The following is a 19,031-nucleotide window of genomic DNA, read 5'->3' on the forward strand; positions in this document are numbered from 1 at the left end:
CTAACTCACAGCATCCGATGAAAGGAATGCCGGCGTCAATGTGATACCGTATTTTTCGTCGCGGGAGTCATGGACGCGGTGAAAGGAAGGAGCGAATGGAACAAAAGGAACCGGATTACGGGATCGAACATCTTTTCGTGGGCAAGGACCCGTTTTTTCGCCTGCAGCGCGCGGCCGGCCTGGCGCCGCCCCATGATCTGGGCGTCAAGCGGCGCGCCCTGTTCTTCGCGCTGTTGTGCTGGCTGCCCATCGTGGTCACGGCCGGCTTCGCCGGTCGGGCGTTCGGCGGCGAAACCGCAGAACCCTTGCTCCTCCACTTCGCGATCCACTCGCGCTGCTTGATTGCCATTCCGCTTTTTATCATCGGGGAAAGCGGCCTGCTGCGCCTCGAATGGTTGATCCGCCATTTCGTCGTTTCGGGCCTGGTCGGCGAATCTTCGTTGCCGAAGTTCCGCGCGGCTTTGAATAGCGCCGATCGTCTGCTCAATGCCTGGTGGATCTTCGCCATCCTTGTCGGCATCGTGGCGGCGAACGTGATCTATCCGGTACAGCAATTCGAGCGTCTGCACGAAGCGTCCTGGGCCATAGAACAGGAGGCCGACCGGGTCAGGCTCATCTTCGCGGGGTGGTGGTATCTCCTCGTGCTGCGCTCGATTTTCAGCTTGCTGATCGGCTTGTGGATATGGCGCATTCTCGTGTTTGCGATTCTGTTGCGCCGGATTTCCAAGCTGGATCTCGATTTGGCGCCCGTTCATCCGGACCAGGTCGGCGGCTTGGGTTTCCTGAAATTAGCCCCGCTGGTTTTTGTTCCTTTCGTGCTGGGCGTATCATTCGTGCTGGCTTCCCACTTCGCCCATAGCGTTCTTTACCACGGCGTGTCCGTCGATTCCTTGAGGCTGCCGATAACGCTTTATCTCATAGTCGTACTGGTTTTGTGCCTGAGCCCGCTGCTGGCGCTCGCCGGCAAATTGCTGCGGCTGCGGCGCAAGGCCCTGCTCGATTACGGCGCCCTGGCGGGCCGCCACGGAAGACTCGTCGACAGGCGCTGGATCCGGGGAGAAACGATTCGCGACGACGCCCTGCTCAACGCCCCCGAACTCGGTCCGGTGGCGGACGTGCGCACCATGCACGAGTCCGTAAGCGACATTCAGCTCGTACCCATAGGCCGGCAAACGGTCCTCATGCTGGCGGCGGCGGCGATCGGGCCGATGGTTCCGGTCCTGCTCATCGAAATCCCCGTGAAGGACCTGTTGAAAATGCTGGCGGGATACTTGTTCTAACGCCATTCGGCATTCGAGTGATGATTAATCGTCGGATGGGTAGAGCGAAGCGAAACCCATCGATGGTGGGTTAGCCCCCCGGCTCCGCTCGGGACAGGCCCTTCGGCTAAGCTCAGGACAGGCTCGCCCCGGACTGCTCGCGCGTTTCCCACACCCCTCGCCAAGAACCTTACGGATACGGCGAGGTCGGCGGACGCTTCTGCTGAGGCAGAGGCTGTTGACTACCTTGCTGATAACCTTGCTGGTAGGCGCGCTCCTCGGCCTGTTTATGCCGGTCGTACAGATAACTTCCCACCAGGCCCGCGCCCGCACCGACCGCCGCACCCAGACCGGCGTTGCCGCCGATGGCGCCGATCGCCGCGCCGGCCGCGGAGGTGCCCACCGTGCCGCTCAGCATGCGCTGTTCGGTGGGCGACATGCCGGCGCATCCCGATATCACGGCTGCGCACAAAAGACTCAGAAGTCTCGGTTTCATAGCTTTTTTCTCTCTCCCGTCAATCGGTCATGCCGCGCGGAGCGGTCGTTTTGCAGGGCCATCTTTCGGACATGAACCGGAACATCACGTCCACCGGACGCTCGTTGCCGTATTCCGGGTGAGCCCGTGCCCAGGAAACGAACTCGGCAATCGCCTGTTGGCGGGTTGGCTTGGGATCCGGCGGGCATACAAAGGGGTGGCTGTTCGGCCCGGAATGCTGGGACTCGTGATAGTGGTAGGCGCCCACCAGGTAACCGGTGCAGAAATGTACGGCGGCGGCGTGGAGCGGATCGTCTCGGGGCGTCGTACAAAGGTCGATGAGATCCCGGACGTTTCGAACCAGAAAATTATCCTCGGTAACGGCGAAGACGCCGGACATGGGGACCAGGGTCGCCGACAGAATTATGGCAGTGTTCATCAGGCGCTTGACTTGCATGGTTTAATCTCCTTGCGTCCATGTCCCGCCGAGTTTTGAATCCATCCGGATTACGATCCCGCTTCGAGTCCGCCGGCTTGGTTCGTGCCTTCATCCATGAAAATTTCGACCTTTACAGTGGTGATGGAGTTCGAAACGGCCGGCGTCAGCCGCTTTCGGAAGGCCTGAAATTGCTTCCCGCCGAAACCGTAAGGAGCATTCGCAAGACTCCGCGACCGGCACTTGACTCTGGACCATAGTCCAGGGTTTACGCTATCGGCACGTTCATTGAAGAGGAGGTTATCTATGCTCACTATCGGTAAAGTGGCGGCTCGAGCCGGGATCAGTATCGACACGGTACGCTTCTATGAACGCTCGGGCCTTCTCAAAAAGGCCGATCGCACGGAGGCCGGCTACCGGCTTTACGCGGCCGACGACGTGAACCGGCTGAAGTTCATCCGCCGCGCCAAGGCGCTCGGATTTTCACTGGAAGAAGTCGCCGAGCTGCTCGCGCTCAACGACGGCGTTGGCGAGCGCAGCGCGGTTCGGGCGATTGCCGAGCGCCGTCTCGCGGAACTGGAACAAAAAATCGCCGAACTCGACCGAGTCCGGCGGACTCTGGCCGGACTCGTCCAGGCCTGTGACGGCGCCGGTCCCGTATGCGGCTGCCCGATCATCGAAGCGGTCCTCGGCGACGATACCCTGGAATCAAAGCGCGACGATGCCACGCCAACAACATCATCATATACTGCCAAAAACCCATCCGGGGGAAAGAAACATGGTCACTCCTGAAGAAGCAAAACACCGGGCGGCCACGGCCTATAATGCCGCCGCCGATCTATTCGACGCGCCGGAACTGGGCTTTTGGGATTACTATGGACAGCGAACGATCGAGCGGCTCGGATTGTTGCGGGGAGCCAGGGTGCTGGATCTTTGTTCCGGCAGCGGCGCCTCGGCTTTGCCGGCTGCCGAGCGGGTGGGACCGGACGGTAATGTTCTGGGCGTTGACGTGGCTGAAAGATTGTTGACCCTTGCCCGGACCAAGGCAGCGAACCGCGGGCTTTCCAATGTCGAATTCCGCGTCGGCGACATGCTGCAACCCGGTTTGCCGGAAGCCGGCTTCGATGCGGTGGTCTGCGTGTTCGGTATTTTCTTCGTGCCGGACATGGCGGCGGCGGTCCGCGAGCTGTGGCGCCTGGTCCGGCCGGGCGGCAAACTGGCGATAACCACCTGGGGACGGAACTTTTTCGAGCCTGCCAACGGTCTATTCTGGGACGCCGTGCGTTCGGTGCGTCCGGAGCTCTACAAGGGTTTCAATCCTTGGGACCGTATCGACGATCCCGCGGGATTGCGTGCTATGCTCGCGGAAGGCGGTGTCGGCGAGGTCGAAATTGCAAGCGAAGACTACGCGCACCCGCTCGCGTCGCCGGAGGATTGGTGGACCATCGCGCGCGGTTGCGGGTATCGGGGCACGATCGATCTGCTTTCGGCGGAAGAGCAGGCGAGGGTCAGGGAAAGCAATTTGGTTCCCCTGCGGGAGGGCAAGGTTTCCGCTATCGAGGCGAATGCCCTGTACGCGATCGCCGTCAAGCAGAGTTGATGCCATGGCCGCAAACACGCTTCCGCTGTCCGATGTAGGGTGGGTTAGGCGCGCGGCAACGCCGAAGGAACTTTGCTGGTTACGGACGATGCGCGCCTGACCCACCCTACAGCGAAAGCCTTTTCGGGTGGAACGCAACACGGTTGGCGGCCAAATCCCGAAGCGTTTGAAGTTCCCGAGAACACTGCTTAGGAGACGACGGTCCGTGCAAACCGTAAATGCCATGATCCGACAATGCCGAATCGCGGGCTTCTGGCTCGCGATTCTGGCGGCGCTGCCGGTACAGGCCGGAAGCTATGAGCTGGTCATAGACGAGAAAGCGGTGAATCTGACCGGACGGGAACGGACCGCCATCACGGCGAATGGCTCCCTGCCGGCGCCCACGCTGCGCTGGCGGGAAGGCGAGGAGGTCGCCTTGCGCGTGACCAACCGGCTGGACGAGCCTACGTCCATCCACTGGCACGGCATCGTGCTACCGTACGACATGGACGGGGTGCCCGGCATCAGTTTCCCGGGCATTCCGCCCGGCGAAACCTTCACCTACCGCTTCAGGCTGATGCAGAGCGGCACCTACTGGTATCACGGTCACTCGGCGATGCAGGAACAGCTCGGCTTGATGGGCGCGATCATCATCGATCCTTCAGAGGGCGAAACCCACGCTTATGACCGCGACTATACCGTGATGCTTTCCGACTGGTCGGACGAAAATCCGCACCGGGTGCTTTCGAAGCTGAAAAAGCAGAGCGATTATTACAACTTTCAGAAGCGCACCGTGTTCGATTTCTACCGGGATTTGTCCGACAAGGGATTCCAGGAAACCATGGCCGACCGCCTGGCCTGGGGCGAGATGCGGATGGATCCGACCGACATCGCCGACGTCACCGGCTACACCTACACTTTCCTGGTCAACGGCCAAAACCCCGCAGCCAACTGGACGGCTCTGTTCAAGCCGGGCGAGCGCATCCGGCTGCGCTTCGTCAATGCTTCGGCGATGACCCATTTCGACGTCAGAATACCGGGACTTAAGATACGGGTGATTCAGGCGGACGGACAAAACGTGGAGCCGGTTGAGGTGGACGAGTTCCGCATCGCTGTCGCCGAAACCTACGACGTGCTGGTCGAACCCCGCGATGCCCGGGCCTATGCCATTTTCGCGGAAGCCATGGACCGCAGCGGCCATGCGCAGGCGACCCTGGCGCCGCGCCGCGGCATGCGGGCGGAAGTCCCGCCGCTGCGGCCACGTCCCTTGGTGAGCCTCGCGGATATGGCGGCGGCCCACGGTATGGACCACGGTTCCGGGGCCGAAGGGCCGCACGCGGGCATGGAGCATGCGCCGGAGCCGCCGCCTCCGACGAACGGCCATGAAGGCCATGCCATGGCGGACATGGATCATGCCGCGATGCAGCACCAGGCTTCTCCCCATGCCGGTCACGAGGGCCATGCGATGCCGGATCACGGGCAGGAGCACGCCGATACGGCGGAGCGCGTGCTGAGCTATGCCGATCTCAAAAGCGCGGAGAAACACGAGGACTGGCGCGAACCCGACCGGGAAATCGTTCTGCGCCTCACGGGCACCATGAACCGTTACGTCTGGTCCATCAACGGCAAGAAATACTCCGAGGCCGAGCCGATCCGGCTCAAATACGGCGAACGGGTGCGATTCACCTACATCAACCAGACCATGATGAACCATCCTCTGCATCTGCACGGCATGTGGCAGGACCTGGACACCGGCAAGGGGCCGTTCAACCCGCGCAAGCACGTGGTCAACGTGAAGCCCGGCGAGACCGTGCACGTCGACGTCCCCGTCGACGCGTCCGGCGAGTGGGCGTTTCATTGCCATCTGGTCTATCACATGGAAACCGGGATGTTCCGCAAGATCATCGTGGAGCCGCCCGATGCCGCTGCGAAAAAGGGAGCCTGAGAAGGTGATTCCGAGTCTCGAACACTACCGTGTCCGGCGTTCGGTTCCGGTTTGCGCCGCGGCCATTTTGATGATGTTCGGGAGCGGCCGTGCGACCGCTCAAATGGACGACGCGATTTACAACTATCTCAGGTTCGAACGGCTCGAGTACGAGGGAAACGGCGACGTTCACCTCTTCAAATGGGACGTCGAAGGCTGGACCGGCAACGATGACAACAAGCTGTGGGTAAAAAGCGAAGGCGATTACGTGTTCGAGCAGGATATCTTCGGGCGCGCCGATCTGCAGTTGCTCTACAGCCGCAACATCGCCACCTTCTGGGATGCCCAGATCGGCGTGCGCCGGGCCTTCGAGCCGGAACGTACCTTCGACGGCGTGATCGGCATCCAGGGCCTCGCGCCATATTTTTTCGAGACCGAGGCGGCCCTGTTCATCAACGAGAACGGTAATGTGCTGGGGCGCTTCAAGCTCGCCTACGAGCTCCTGCTGACCCAGCGCCTGATTGCCCAGCCGCGTGTCGAAGTCAATGTCTCCGCGGACGACATCGAGAATCGCGGCGTGAAAGCCGGCATCACCGAATTCGAAGCGGGCCTGCGATTGCGCTACGAGATCGTTCGCGAGTTCGCGCCGTATATCGGATTCGACTATGTCGAAGAACAGTCCTTGCGCGAGCACAAACACAGCGTGCGCGCGGTGGCGGGTATAAGAGCCTGGTTTTGAAGCGTTTTTCGCCGCGTTCATCGGGGGCGCCCCGCACTTGAACAGGCTCGCCGTGGATGGTTTCAGCGTATGAGATCCCGCAGTCATGCCATTTAGCATTTGAACCTAAAAACCGCAGTTGACTACCGAAATGACCGCAATGCCCCATCAGCCGCCGCATTCCCTCACCCCAACCCTTCTTCCAGAGGGAGAGGGGCTAAACTCCCTTCTCCCGAACTTCAAAACGCCCTCTCCCTTTGGGAGTGGGTCGGGTGAGGGTCTTGGAGAAGGGCTGGGGATGAGGGCCTGGCGCTTTTCAGGTTGTATCCAACGGCCGGATTTAGGTTGAATCAATATTGATGTAGGGCGAGGTAGCGGAGCATAACCCGCAGACTTGCGATCGCTTTCTAACAAGGACGGTTTTATGATGACTGAGTCGAGTTATCGAAAAATAGATCGGTATCGCCCCGTTGGGAATGGGTCGTCTGCGGCTTGCGGAAACGAATGCCGCATGAGCATGATCCCGAGCCGGATGGCGGCGGCCTTGCTCCTGCTTTCGACCGGCGCCGTGGCGCAGGGCGATCTCGGTCACAAGATTCTCGGGGCGGTGGGACTCGACGCCGGTATTCAGCCCGAGGAAGGCGTATACGCGGGCGACCGGTTCATCTATTTTTCCGCCGACCGGCTGAGAGATCGGCGGGGCCGCCCGGTGCCGGTGAAAGGCTTGGATATCGATGCTTACGCGAACGTGGTGGGCATCTCCGCGACCTACAAGCCCGAGGGAGGGCCGTATCTGAGTGCCGCGCTCGCGGTTCCGGTCGCCTGGCTGTCGACCAAGGCCGATGCCCCGGCCGCCGACATTGACCGCTTCGGTCTCGGGGACGTCTTCGTCGAGCCGCTCAAGGTCGGATGGCGCCTGCCGCACCTGGACACCGTGGCGTCCTACAGTTTTTACGCGCCAACCGGCCAGGCCGACCGTAAGGGGCTGGGGCGGCCGCAATGGACCCAGCAATTCTCGCTGGGCGGAACGCTTTTCTTCGATGACGAGAGAACTTTTCGACTATCGGCTCTTGCCAGTTACAACCGCTATCACGAAAAGATCGGAATCGACGTCACCCGTGGCGATAGCGTGCAATTGCAGGGCGGACTCGGGGGACGATGGTTCCAGGTGTTGGATGCCGGAATCGTGGGCTATGCGCTGTGGCAGGTCGCCGACGATCGCGGGTCCGATCTTCCGCCGGCGCTCCGCGGCGCGCGCGAGCACGTCTTCGGCCTAGGCCCGGAGATCGGCGTCACCATCCCGGCGCTTCGGGCGCGCCTGACGGCGCGCTATGAATGGGATTTCGGAGCCGAGTCGCGGCCCGAGGGCCAGGTCCTGGTCGTGGGGCTGTCCTTCCTCGCCTGGCGCCCGCAGTGAGGCGATCACGGCAGTACGGGACTTCCACCGCCGGTGTCGTTTGCTTGGTGTCCACTGCTCCGACAGCCCGAGGACAAAGCACCCGGCCCGTACGTCGGCAATCCTTTGCCGACAGCCGACGACAGCTGTCGTCGCCTTCGCGATTTCCACAGAAGCTGTGGGCGGGCTTGTGGATAATTATGTGAAACATTAAAAATACTCAAGCCATATCCAAGATTTACCGGAAGTGGCTAAAATCCGAGCATCTCCGGTACAGTTGGTTAAACCCGAAAACACGTCATGGCGAACCCCTTCACTTTACCGTTCGATCGCTTGCCGGCCACGCTGCCGATTTTTCCGTTGCGGAATGCCATCGTCATGCCGGGAGCCCAGTTGCCTCTGAATATTTTCGAGCCGTGCTACCTCAACATGGTTTTCGATTGCCTGGGTACCGACCGGATGTTCGGCATGGTGCAGCCCAATTCGGCGATCGAGGACGAGCATCAGCCCAGGGTCTATCAAACCGGCACGGCGGGGCGCATCACCTCGTTCAGCGAAACCCCGGACGGCCGCATGCTGATCGTGCTGACCGGGGTCTGTCGATTCGATATCCGGGATGAAATCCCGACCACGCGGGGTTATCGCCGCGTCGTTCCGGACTGGGACCGGTTCCGTGTCGATTACGCGTTGTCCGAAGCCGTTCCCTGCGACCGGGAAAAGCTCCTGCAACTGCTCAAGGAGTATTTCCAGCAAAAGAGCCTGAGTGCCGATTGGACGGTCATGGAGCAGATGCCTATTGCCGTTCTGGTAAATGTTCTGACCGGTCAGTTGCCGTTCGATGTGCCGGAACGGCAGGCCCTGGTGGAAGCGGTGAGCGTCGAGGAGCGCTATGCCAAATTGTTCGGACTGATGGAGTTCGCGGTCGCGGCGGGCCGGTCCGGCGGGGATGTCAGACCGCACTGAGGCTTCGCTCGCCCATATCCGCGGCGAGCTCGATACGGGTTCCGTTGCCGGGATCATTTTCGACATGGACGGAACCCTGGTCGATTCCGGTCTCGATTTCGCCGCGATGCGCCGCGAGATGGGACTGCCGGACGGTGTTCCCCTCCTGGAAACCCTGGAAAATCTGAGCGCAGCGGAAGCGGCTCGATGTCGCGCGATCCTCCTCCGCCACGAGGAGGCCGGTGCGGAGCGGGCATCGGTGCTGCCCGGCGTGTTTCAATTCTTGGAGCGGCTGCGCGGATTGGGCGTTCGCCGGGCCGTATTCACTCGCAATAGCCGGAGCGTCGCCGAGGCGACCCTGACCCGCTGCGGCCTGAGGTTCGACTTGGTGGTGACGCGCGATGACGGTCCGGTCAAACCCGATCCGTGGGCGATTCGTCATATTTGCGAGGTTTGGGGAGTGGCACCCGCGCAGGTCGCGGTGATCGGCGATTACCGGTTCGACATCGAAGCGGGAATTCGCGCCGGGGCGAGGACCGTGTTTTTCACCCGCGGCCGCTCGGGCGAAAACCTGCCGGGGGCCGATCTCGCCGAGTTTCACCTGGAGAACTTTCAGGAGACGGATCGGCTGATGCAGACGCTCGGACTATGAGGCGGGCGCTTCTTTACCCCGGAAAATGCGAGCCCAGCGGCGTAATGTCGCGAAGGGATTCGCGACCTACAGCGGCACGGGTCGGCAATCCTTTGCCGACGAAGTCGCTCGGCCGGAGCATGGCGTCGGCAAAGGATTGCCGACCTACTCGCGAACGTCTCCATAGCCGACCTACTCGTCACTCGCGAACGTCCCCATAGGGTAGATATGAATTTGTTCCGGCATGATCGGCATCACGGTCCCGGCGCAACAAGCTCGAACGCATTCCGAAAATCCGCGAAAGCGTCTTGCCAGGACCGAGGTCTATCAAGCCACAGCCGTGCCCGGTAACGGCGTCGCAATTCACGGTCCGACAGCAAACGCTCCAGGTTCTCCCGGAATCCGCGACGATCGGCGGCCGGCGCCACCAGGCCGGTCTCCCCGTGCCGTACGATCCGCGAAGCTTCTCCGACGTCCGTAGTGACGACCGGCAGGCCGACGGCCGCCGCTTCCGCCAAAGCCATGCCGTAAGCTTCGAATCGGCTGGCAAAAGCGAAGATGTCCATTGCGGCGAGAAGCCGCGCCAGTTCCGGCGTATCCAGAACGCCGTGCAGGGTAATCCGGATCTGCAAGCCAAGGTCCGCGATCCGAGAGCGGAAACGTTGGGTGTAACCGGGATCGATTCGCTCGTCGCCCGCCAAGTGCCAGGTCCAATCGTAATGCCGGAGTTCGGACAGGATTTCGAGCAGTTCGATCAGCCCTTTTGCGGGCAGGCAATTGGCGACCGTTACGATTCCAGGAGGCCGGTTCTCTGCCGGTTCGCGCGAGACTCGTCTTGCGGCAAGAAACGCGGCGTCGACCCCCGGTTCGGAGAGAAAAACCGGCTTTCCGGCGTAACGCCGTTCCAATAGCTGTCGAACCGACCGTCCGGTCGCGATAAAAAATTCGGCGCGCTGTGCAGCCCGATCGAACCGGCGCGTCTCTGCTTTCCTGTGCTCCGCGTCGAGCAGAGGGTTCAGAAAAGGGACATAATGCACCAACAGCCCATGGCGGACTCCGATCCGATCCGCCGGATAATTCGCCAAACCGTCCAGAAGCAGGCTGTCCCAAAGAACCCGCGTATCGCCGCGCGGACGGGGAGTCGCGCCGCCCGGCGAAACCTCCGCGGCCTCGAGCGGGAAACCCTGCTCCTGCGCGAGGCCGATCATCCGGAGATTGAACACATGGCCCCCGGATGGACGGGCGGCCGGCGGCGGAAGAACGAATACGAATCTCATCGAATCAAACAACAAGCGAGAATGAACCAGAATCTGTCTCTTGAGTCCAGGCTGGCCGCATGGAGCCAGCGCCACGCGATATTGATGGGCCTCGCGATCGGAGGCCTATGGTTCCAGGCGCCGCCCGAGTTTCTTGCGGCAATGGCCGCGGCATCGTTCCTGGGCTTTATCCAGCAGTTCAGGCGCGAGTGGACCGCCGCCGAGATTTTCGGGACGGCTAACGTCGTCACCCTCATCCGCTTGATCGGAAGCTTTTTCCTGCTGCTTTTTCCGATCGAAAACGGCTGGTTATTGGCATCCACGGCATTGGTCATACTATGGGCCGATGGCCTGGACGGTTGGCTGGCCCGCCGCCGCGGCCTGACTTCGCCCTTCGGCGACTGGTTCGACAAGGAGGTGGATGCATTCTTTTTCCTGGTCTTGTGCGTGCTTCTCTACAAACGTGAGCAACTCGGCATTTGGGTGCTGTTTCCCGGCATGCTGCGCTACCTGTTCGTGTTGTTCGTAAAGTTGGCGGGGCCGCCCCGCGGAGTGGCCGAAGGGAATTGGTTTACCCGCTCGGTCTCGGTGATCGCCATCATCGCCTTCATTCTGTGTCTGCTGCCGCTGGAACTGTACTGTGCCGAGATTGCCGTGACGGCCACGGCTGCACTGTGCGCCTCTTTCCTGTACTCCCTTGTTCAACTCTATCGGCCGCAACTCTCGGCGTGACCCGATGAGCCTCCGAACCACGCCGGTCAAGGACCCGGACGACGTTCGGGCGTTCTTCGACCGTCTCGCGCCGGCTTACCGCGACTGCCACGGCAAGGCGGAAGAGCTTCTGCGCTATCGGCTCCGTATCATAGCGCGCCTGCTGGACGGTGCCGGGCACGGCCTCCTGGTCGAAATCGGCTGCGGCACCGGGATGCACCTTTTTCCCCTGGCCGGCCGGTTCGACCGTGTGCACGGCACCGATCTTTCGCCCGGCATGATCGAACAGGCGGAATTTCTTCGACTTCGACACCCGCATGCCGAGCGCATTCGCTTGAGCGTAGCTTCCGCCGAGGCCCTGAGCCCGGTCGGCGATGCCCAAGCCAACGTGGTCCTCTGCGTCGGCGCCCTGGAACACATGCTCGATCAGCGGCGGGCGCTGCGCGAAGCCTGGCGCATTCTCAAGCCCCGCGGCATCTTCGTCTGTCTCACGCCGAACGCGGATCATGTCTGGTACGCAAACCTCGCACCCCGGCTGGGGCTCAGCACCCGGCATCTCAGCACGGACCGGTTTCTCGGCAAGGAGAAACTGGCCGAACTGCTGGGGTCCGCCGGATTCGAGGTCGAGCTTATCGGCTCTTGGACCTTCATTCCGCGCGGCGATATGCCGCCGTATCTCGCCCGGCTACTGACGCTGCTGGACAGCGTCGGGCGTCTCTTCCGCATCCCGTCGTTTCGTGGCGGACTCTATTGCCGCGCGCTAAGACGCGGCTGATCCGCATCCTTCGGGTTATCATTACGCCCGCTTCCCTGCCGGCGCTGTCGCGCTGAGAAAGCTCTGAACAAATCCGGCGAATTTCCGTTTTTGACTGATAACGAAAAAAACTGATGCTGTATTACCTCGAACCGAACAAAGATTACCGCAACGATAGCCTCCGCCATGGCGCCGAGTTTTCCGAGGAAGAGATTCGCGTAGACACCGCGAAGCATTACGACGACTGTTATTGGGATTACCGGACCGCGTGGTTCGATAACGAAAATCTGGCCCTGCATTACGGCTATTGGGACGCGAATACCAGGACCCACAGCCAGGCCTTGCTGAACAAGAATCGCATACTCGCCGAAATCGCCGGCATCAAGCCGGAAGACCATGTCCTGGATGCGGGCTGCGGGATCGGCGGCAGTTCGATCTGGCTGGCGAAGCATATCGGCTGCCGCGCCACCGGCGTCACGGTCAGCGCCCAGCAGGTCGGGCACGCCAGGCGCAACGCCAAGCGCCACAGCGTTTCCGACAAGGTCGATTTCCAGCAGGCGGATTTCTGCAAGACGCCGTTCCCGGACGAATCCTTCGACGTGGTTTGGGCGGTCGAAAGCAGCTGCTATGCGACCGACAAGCGGGATTTCTTCCGGGAAGCCTACCGTTTGCTGCGCAAGGGCGGCACGCTGATCGCCTGCGACGGTTACGCCACGAAGCGGGAATTCAACGAAGAGGAATGGCAGGCGGTCATGGACTGCCTGAACGGATGGGCCGTGCCGAACCTTTCCAGCGTCGAGGAGTTCCAGTCCGGCATGGAGGAATGCGGCTTCCGCGACGTGCACATCACCGAGGCCACGGCCGAAACCATGCCCTCGTCCCGCAGAATGTATCGGACCGCCCTGTGGACCTATCCCATGCAGCTGACCATGCAGTGGCTGGGACTCCGCAGCAAGGCCCAGACCGCGAATTTCAAGGTGGCGCTCGCCCAGTACAAGGTGTTTCGCGACAAGATGGTCCGCTACTGTATTTTCCGCGCGAAAAAGTGATGGTAGGGCGGGTTAGGTACGCGCCCGTGACCCTCTCGTAGCTCAGTGGGTCCGGCGCGCACCGTAACCTGCCGAAGCAAACTAGGGAGTCCCTTCACCGCTCCAGGGAGAGCGTGATGCCGAACGATCGGGGCGGCAGGGCATAGGCGAGCCCGCCCCCGACGTAGCTCCAGGCGAAGGCGTCGGTGACGTTCTGCACCGTGAAAAGCACCGAACTCTGCACCGAGTCGAAGCGGTGCGTCCATTGCAGCCCGAGATCCCAGCGCAGGTAGCCCGGTGCGAACACGGCGTTGTCGTCGAAGGTCGCGCGCCGGGACACGCCCTCGGCGGAGACGCTGAGGGTCCAGGGGCTTTCGGCGCCCAGCCGCTGTTCGACGTACAGCGTCGCCCGGGCCGACGGCACGCCGGGCGGCTGCTTGCCGTCGAGATCGGCCTCCCCGGTGCCGGTCACGCTCGCCTCCAGGAGCTGGGTCGTGGCGGCCACCTGGGTCCCGGTTTTCTCGGACTGCCATTGCAAGGTTGCTTCGATTCCGCGGTGGCGCTGCTCGCCGCGCCAGACCGAGACGACCTGCCGCTCGAAACGGTAGGGACGGGCGATCTCGAACAGGGCTAGCCCTGCGCGGACCTGCTCTCCGCTCCAGCGGACGCCGATCTCCGTTTCGGTCGATACGGTGGCGGGCTGGATCAGGGACGGCGTCTCGGAAGTCAGCGAGGCGAACTGGCGGCCGTAGGCTCCCCAGCTGTGGGTCGCCACGACGCTCAAGCGGTCGGTGAGGGACCGGCCGACCGACAGGACCGGCAGCCAGCGCGCCGTCTCCAACTGAGTACTGCCGTTGTCGTCCTCGAACAGCGCGTACTGCACCCCCAGCGTCCCGAACCAGGGCTCCCAGCGCAGGGTGTCGCTCACGGTCAGTCGCATCTCCTCGGAGACCAACTCCCGGGCGGCGCTCGCCGGCAGGGCATCGACCGAGGGCAGCACAGCGCCCTGGCGCCATGCACCCACCACCTGGCCGGGCCGGACCTGGTCAGGCTCCTCCGCCCGAAGGCGGGAGAATCCGGCCCTAAGGGTGTGCGCAACCTCTCCCGTCCATCCTCGGTGGGTCACGTCGGCATGCCAGGCGTCGAACCGGTAGGCTTGATCGGGGTAGACAAAGTCGATCAGGGTGAAGGCGTTCCCGTCCGTGGGGTCCAGGTACAGATCGTGCCAGTCGGCCCGGTAACGCACCCGCGTCACCCCGGCGCGCCACAGGGTTTCAGGCGAACTGGCATGCTCCAGGGCAACCAGGGTGGCGAGCGAATCGAAGCGGTAGCGGGCCCAGGGCTGAGTCAGACTGGTCGTTCGATCGATGCGCTTTGGGAGGTCCTCGAATGCCGGCCAGCCGACCCCCGAGCTCCAGTCCGCACGGCGCCACTCGGCATCCACCCGCAAGCGGGTGGCCGGCGTCAGGCTCAAGTCGATATTCACCGCGAGATCACCGCTCCTGTCCTCGTTTTCCGCCGCATTGCGAAACCGTTCGAACCGGCCGGCCAGCCGTCCGGCTAGACGCTCCCCCATCCGCCACGGCGTCTCGATGCGCAGGTTCGCGCTGCCGTAGTGATCGAACTCGGCCACCGCTCGCCGCAAGGTCTCGTGGTCGCGGCGGCTGACCAAATTGATCATGCCGCCCGGCGCGGTGTAGGCGCAGCCGAGCCCCGGTCCGCCTACCAGCGCCTCCTGCCGTTGCACCAGCAGGTTGGCGCTGTCCTCGAACCGCGCCCAGGGATAGCCGTCGCGCAGCAACTGGAACGCGCCGTTCACCCCGTACCCGCGGATCTGATCCGGATCGTGATCGACGAACCCGTAGCAGTCCGAGCTGAGCTGCTGCCGCAATTGCTGGGCGAGACCGGTGTCGTAGGTGTGGATGTCCTCGCCCATGGCCCGGCCGGTCCAGACCGGGCCGCTCGTGACCAGGACGAAGCACGCGGTGCGCACCAGAATGGCGTGATCGAATAGGCTAAGCAGTCGTCCCGTCTCCCGAACGGCGGCCGTGGGCGCGCCGCGCCGCGCGTTTTCGCCACCAGATGACCGCGCCGGTCACCGAGAGCATCGCCACCGCGAGGCCCATGCCGCAGACGAACAGCTTCATGGGCATGCCGAATACGGCGGCCATGTGGAGGCTCATGAGCCAGGTGCCGATCGTGTCGCCGCCGGCTTCGCCGGTGGGGAGGTAGGCCGCGCGGCGCTCGCCGGTGTTGGCGTCGAACGCGACCCAGGTAGCGCCCCAGTGGTGCTGAATATCGCGATCGCTGCTCACGTAATAGAAATACAGCGCCTTTTCCGGGTCATAGGACAACTCTTGCTCTTCCATCACCCGAAACCCCTTCGTCCTCGCCTCGACCGCCATCAGCTCGCGACCGATCTCCCTGGCATTGGCCCAGGACACACCCGGCTCGAATTGCCTTCTCGGTAATTCGGGCAGCTGGTCTTCACCGTACTGAAGAGTGAAAACAGCGCTCATGACCGGCCGATAGACTTCGGGCAGGTTGAACCCCACGGCGGACCAGGCCGACACCAACAACATGACACAGGGCCACAGACCGCTGGCCCGGTGCAGGTCGAAGTTCAGCTTGTAGGCGCCGCCTTGCCAGCGCACTTTCCAGGCCGGCCACCAACGGGCCAGCCATGGCTTCCTTTCCCTGTCCTCTGCCGGGCGCATGCGCCGCCGCAGCGGCAACGTGAGATAAACCCCCGCGAAGCAATCGGCCGTCCACAGCAGAGCGACGGCGCCCATGAGATAGATGCCCGCCGTGCCCAGCGCCAGCGAATAATGCAGCCGGTAGACGAAGGGCATCAGATTCTTCAGTCCCTGGGTGATGTCGCCCCACCGGCGCGCGCCCAGCACTTCGCCAGTATACGGATCGACGAAAACCTGGTTGTCGGGAAGCTCGGCGGGTTCGCCGGTCGCCGGAACGGTCGGTCCCTCCATAAAGAATGCGATGGCGCGGTCGGGTTCGACTTTGAGCGGCACATTGATAACTCGGGCATTCGGGTAGCGCTCGACGACCCGTTCGCGCAGCGCCAGCGGATCAATGGGTCGAGCGTCAGGCGCGGGTGGCGTGACGAAGAACAAGTGTGGACTGATCGCCGCCTCCAGTTCGTCGTTCCAGGCCAGCAGGCTGCCGGTCAGCCCGGCGACGAGCAGGAAGCCCGCCATCGTCAACCCGATGTAGCGGTGTATCAGAACTATCGTATGCCGCATGGCGTCACTCGCGACTTCCGGACGTTTCCGGTGAAAAAACGGAATCGGCCCTCGCTCGTTCCCGAACTCAGACTCGGAAATGAGCCGAAGCGGACTCGATATATCGGCATGGCCGGCCTCCGGCGTACGGTCGGTCACCAGTTGTAGCGCAGGCTTGCCAGCACCGTTCGGCGATTGCCGTAGTAGCAGAGCCCGAAACCGCAGTCGGCGAGGTATTCCCGGTCGAACGCATTGGTCAGGTTGACCGCGAGGCGCGCGCCTTTGAGCGACTCGTGGAGCTTGCCCAGATCGTAGTGCACCGCCGCGTCGATCAAGGTGTAGGAAGACGTCTTGAGGCTGTTGTTCAAGTCCCCGTAGCTCGAACCCACGTAGCGTACCCCGCCTCCCAGCCCGAAGCCCGCCAAGGTGCCGCCCTGGAAGGTGTAATCCAGCCAGGCCGATCCCTGGCTCCGGGGCGTGAGGGGCAAATCCTTGCCCAGTTGATCGGGCTCGTTGGTGCGAGTCGTTTCCGAATCGATAAAAGCGTAGCCGGCGGTCAGGTCGAGCCCTTCCGTCAGGGTCGCCTTGCCTTCCAGTTCGAAGCCCCGCGACCGCGCCTCGCCGGTCTGGATCTGGAAGCCGATGTGGGCCGGGTCCGGGTCCGGAGTCAGCACGTTCTGCTGGGTCAGATGGAAGGCCGCCAGAGAGATGAAGGCGTTGATGCCCGGCGGCTGGTATTTGATGCCCACTTCATACTGCTGGCCCGTGGTCGGCTTGAACGGGGTTCCGGCAAAATTGGTGCCGGCCGCCGGTTCGAAGGATTCGGAATAGCTGAAGTACGGCGCGAAGCCGCTGTCGAACAAATAAGTGAGGCCCGTCCGATAGGTGAAGGCTTCATCGTCCTGCCGGGTCTTGGTCCTGGTGCCGAAGAACCGATCGTCCTCCAGGGTATCGGTCATCGCCCAGTCGTTGCGTACCCCGATGGTCGCAATCCAGCCGCCGTACTTGATCTGGTCCTGGCCGTACAAGCCCACCTGGTCCTGATCCTGGAACAGGAAAAGGTCCGGGGTCGGCTTGACGACCGGTGAGCCGTATACAGGATTGTAGATGTCGAGGTTGTCGACCGAGGTGAAGCCGATGGCCCGTTTTCCCGAGAGGCTGCGGTAATCGACGCCCATCAGCGCGGTGTGACGCAGGGGGCCGGTCTCGAAGCTTCCCTGCAGTTGGGTGTCCAGGGTAAAAGTTCCGGCCCGGTCGCGCCACAGGCCGGCGCCGCGTTCGATGGTGCGGTAGTCCAGCGGATTCCCATCGTCGCCGAGCAGGTATCCTAGGGTATAGACGGTCGGATGGTCCGACTCCACGCGGGCGTAGCGCAGATTCTGCCGGAACGTCCACAGTTCGTTGACGTGGTGCTCGAAGGCGTAGCCGACGCCGTATTGTTCGCGGCGGTAGTGATCGTATCCGGGTTCGCCTATGTTGCGGTTGATCGGGATCTTGCCGTTGGGGTTCGGCAGCCGCGAACCTTCCGGCGGCAGCCACTGGATCGTGTTGCCTTCCACTTCGTCCTTCTGGTAATGGCTCAGGAAGGTGAGGCTGGTGTTCTCGTCGGGCCGCCAGGTAAAGCTCGGCGCCGCGAAATAGCGGTTATCCTGGCTGAAATCCACCTGGGTCTCGCTGCCTCGCGCAAGACCCACGAACCTGTAGAGGAAGCGGCCTTCCGAGTCGATGGGCCCGGACAAGTCCAGACCGCCCTGCACACGGTCGAAACTGCCGCCCAGCACCTGGATTTCATGAAACGGAACGTCCAGCGGCCGCTTGCTCACCATGTTGACCAGACCGCCCGGCGGATTCTGCCCGTAAAGCACGGAGGCCGGGCCTTTCAACACCTCGATCCGTTCCAGGCCGTAGGGCTCGATGCGCAGTTGCGCATAACCCGACGCGAGCAGGCGCGTGCCGTCCAGATATTGGGGCGAATCGAAACCCCGGATGTTGAAGTAATCGTCGCGGGTGACGGGGCCGTACATCTCAGTGAGCAGGCCGGGTGTATAGGACAGCGCCTGGCTGATGTTTTGAACAGCGCGCGCGGCAATCTCGTCACGGGTGACGACGTTTACGGTCTGCGGGGTTTCGATCAGCGGGGTATCGGTCTTGGAACCGGTGGCGCTGCGTTTTGCGACATAGCCTTTCGCCGGTCCCCAGGCGCTTTCCCGTTCGGCGGTCCCCTCTACCGTGATCGTCGGCAGAGCCGTTTCCGCCGCGCCCGGTTCCGGCTTCGGCGCCGCGGACGGAAGTGGCCGCAGCGAATACGTCCCGTTGGCCGCCCGCACGGCTTCCAGCCGGTGCGGCGCCAAGAGAATCGCCACGCCGTCCTGCGTGGTGTAGTCGCCCCGCAGGACGGCGGCGCGCTTGCCCGCAACCAGTGCGGGGTCGAAGGCAAGCGTGATGCCGGCCTGGCGCGCGAACCGGTTGAGCGCGTCTTCCAGGGTTCCGGCAGGCACGCTGTAGGTTTTGCGGGCAGACTCCGCACCCTGCGCCCATGCGGCCTTCTGAACAGGCACTGCGCTCAGCAGGGTGACCACGAGCACGGCCGGCAGGACAAGCGCCGAACGTGCGTGGGCGGCGGGCGGTTCCGACGGTGCCGGAGGGGTGGAACGGCAAGAAAGGGTACGGCGCATGATGATGG

The 19,031-nt window shown here is 62.8% G+C and carries 18 protein-coding genes; 12 read left to right on the plus strand and 6 right to left on the minus strand.

Annotated features, from left to right (window positions below; genetic code table 11):
• The first annotated feature begins 95 nt into the window (after window positions 1-95).
• The gene (locus sS8_RS18675; protein ID WP_119631085.1) at window positions 96-1,280 is read left to right on the plus strand and encodes a hypothetical protein; all 1,185 of its coding nucleotides are present in this window, start codon (window positions 96-98) and stop codon (window positions 1,278-1,280) included.
• A 169-nt stretch (window positions 1,281-1,449) separates the two neighbouring features.
• Here sS8_RS18675 and sS8_RS18680 read toward each other — a convergent pair whose 3' ends face one another.
• Together sS8_RS18680 and sS8_RS18685 are read right to left on the minus strand one after the other, a co-directional pair.
• Complete coding sequence (locus sS8_RS18680) at window positions 1,450-1,755, minus strand: glycine zipper family protein (RefSeq protein ID WP_119631086.1); 306 nt, start codon at window positions 1,753-1,755, stop codon at window positions 1,450-1,452.
• 19 nt (window positions 1,756-1,774) lie between these two features.
• Window positions 1,775-2,191 carry a Rap1a/Tai family immunity protein gene (locus tag sS8_RS18685; protein ID WP_119631087.1) on the minus strand — a complete coding sequence of 139 codons (417 nt, stop codon included), beginning with the start codon at window positions 2,189-2,191 and terminating at the stop codon, window positions 1,775-1,777.
• 285 nt (window positions 2,192-2,476) lie between these two features.
• Between sS8_RS18685 and sS8_RS18695 the strand changes: the two genes are divergently transcribed.
• The 7 genes from sS8_RS18695 to sS8_RS18725 all read left to right on the plus strand — a co-directional run bounded on the left by sS8_RS18695 (window position 2,477) and on the right by sS8_RS18725 (window position 9,381).
• Window positions 2,477-2,962 (plus strand): MerR family transcriptional regulator, encoded by a 486-nt coding sequence (locus sS8_RS18695; protein ID WP_119631089.1) that lies wholly within the window; start codon window positions 2,477-2,479, stop codon window positions 2,960-2,962.
• Complete coding sequence (locus sS8_RS18700) at window positions 2,949-3,770, plus strand: class I SAM-dependent methyltransferase (protein WP_119631090.1); 822 nt, start codon at window positions 2,949-2,951, stop codon at window positions 3,768-3,770. The genes sS8_RS18695 and sS8_RS18700 overlap by 14 nt, the downstream gene beginning before the upstream one ends.
• 205 nt (window positions 3,771-3,975) lie before the next feature.
• Window positions 3,976-5,694: a copper resistance system multicopper oxidase gene (locus sS8_RS18705; protein WP_331852263.1), complete on the plus strand. Its 1,719-nt coding sequence runs from the start codon at window positions 3,976-3,978 to the stop codon at window positions 5,692-5,694.
• A complete protein-coding gene (locus sS8_RS18710) occupies window positions 5,669-6,412 on the plus strand; it encodes a copper resistance protein B (RefSeq protein ID WP_232020355.1) in 744 nt (247 codons plus the stop codon). The genes sS8_RS18705 and sS8_RS18710 overlap by 26 nt, the downstream gene beginning before the upstream one ends.
• Before the next feature lie 490 nt (window positions 6,413-6,902).
• The gene (locus sS8_RS18715; RefSeq protein WP_170161160.1) at window positions 6,903-7,808 is read left to right on the plus strand and encodes a SphA family protein; all 906 of its coding nucleotides are present in this window, start codon (window positions 6,903-6,905) and stop codon (window positions 7,806-7,808) included.
• A gap of 279 nt (window positions 7,809-8,087) precedes the next feature.
• On the plus strand, window positions 8,088-8,750 hold the full coding sequence (locus tag sS8_RS18720) for an LON peptidase substrate-binding domain-containing protein (protein WP_119631092.1): 663 nt from the start codon (window positions 8,088-8,090) through the stop codon (window positions 8,748-8,750).
• Window positions 8,734-9,381, plus strand: coding sequence for an HAD family hydrolase (locus sS8_RS18725; RefSeq protein ID WP_119631093.1), 648 nt, complete (start codon window positions 8,734-8,736; stop codon window positions 9,379-9,381). Before sS8_RS18720 ends, sS8_RS18725 begins: the two co-directional genes overlap by 17 nt.
• Window positions 9,382-9,614: 233 nt before the next feature.
• On the opposite strand, the gene sS8_RS18730 is transcribed toward sS8_RS18725, so the two are convergent.
• Window positions 9,615-10,637 (minus strand): glycosyltransferase family 4 protein, encoded by a 1,023-nt coding sequence (locus tag sS8_RS18730; protein ID WP_119631094.1) that lies wholly within the window; start codon window positions 10,635-10,637, stop codon window positions 9,615-9,617.
• A gap of 21 nt (window positions 10,638-10,658) precedes the next feature.
• Here sS8_RS18730 and sS8_RS18735 point away from each other — a divergent pair, with 21 nt between their 5' ends.
• The 3 genes from sS8_RS18735 (at window position 10,659) to sS8_RS18745 (ending at window position 13,130) form a co-directional block, all read left to right on the plus strand.
• On the plus strand, window positions 10,659-11,348 hold the full coding sequence (locus sS8_RS18735; protein ID WP_170161161.1) for a CDP-alcohol phosphatidyltransferase family protein: 690 nt from the start codon (window positions 10,659-10,661) through the stop codon (window positions 11,346-11,348).
• Window positions 11,349-11,352: 4 nt separating this feature from the next.
• Window positions 11,353-12,102, plus strand: a complete 750-nt coding sequence (locus tag sS8_RS18740) for a class I SAM-dependent methyltransferase (RefSeq protein WP_119631095.1) — start codon at window positions 11,353-11,355, stop codon at window positions 12,100-12,102.
• Window positions 12,103-12,215: 113 nt separating this feature from the next.
• Window positions 12,216-13,130, plus strand: coding sequence for a methyltransferase domain-containing protein (locus tag sS8_RS18745; protein WP_232020356.1), 915 nt, complete (start codon window positions 12,216-12,218; stop codon window positions 13,128-13,130).
• A gap of 94 nt (window positions 13,131-13,224) precedes the next feature.
• Here the strand turns inward: sS8_RS18745 and sS8_RS18750 are convergent, their stop codons facing one another.
• Window positions 13,225-14,685, minus strand: coding sequence for a TonB-dependent receptor (locus sS8_RS18750; protein WP_170161162.1), 1,461 nt, complete (start codon window positions 14,683-14,685; stop codon window positions 13,225-13,227).
• A 39-nt stretch (window positions 14,686-14,724) separates the two neighbouring features.
• Here sS8_RS18750 and sS8_RS28260 point away from each other — a divergent pair, with 39 nt between their 5' ends.
• Entirely contained in the window at window positions 14,725-15,123 is a 399-nt protein-coding gene (locus sS8_RS28260) for a hypothetical protein (protein WP_170161163.1), read from the plus strand.
• Window position 15,124: 1 nt separating this feature from the next.
• Here the strand turns inward: sS8_RS28260 and sS8_RS18755 are convergent, their stop codons facing one another.
• Both sS8_RS18755 and sS8_RS18760 read right to left on the minus strand, forming a co-directional pair.
• Entirely contained in the window at window positions 15,125-16,369 is a 1,245-nt protein-coding gene (locus tag sS8_RS18755; protein WP_145986606.1) for a PepSY-associated TM helix domain-containing protein, read from the minus strand.
• A 134-nt stretch (window positions 16,370-16,503) separates the two neighbouring features.
• Entirely contained in the window at window positions 16,504-19,023 is a 2,520-nt protein-coding gene (locus sS8_RS18760; RefSeq protein ID WP_119632890.1) for a TonB-dependent siderophore receptor, read from the minus strand.
• Window positions 19,024-19,031: the final 8 nt, after the last annotated feature.

The organism is Methylocaldum marinum, from assembly GCF_003584645.1.
Taxonomy (GTDB): Bacteria; Pseudomonadota; Gammaproteobacteria; order Methylococcales; family Methylococcaceae; genus Methylocaldum; species Methylocaldum marinum.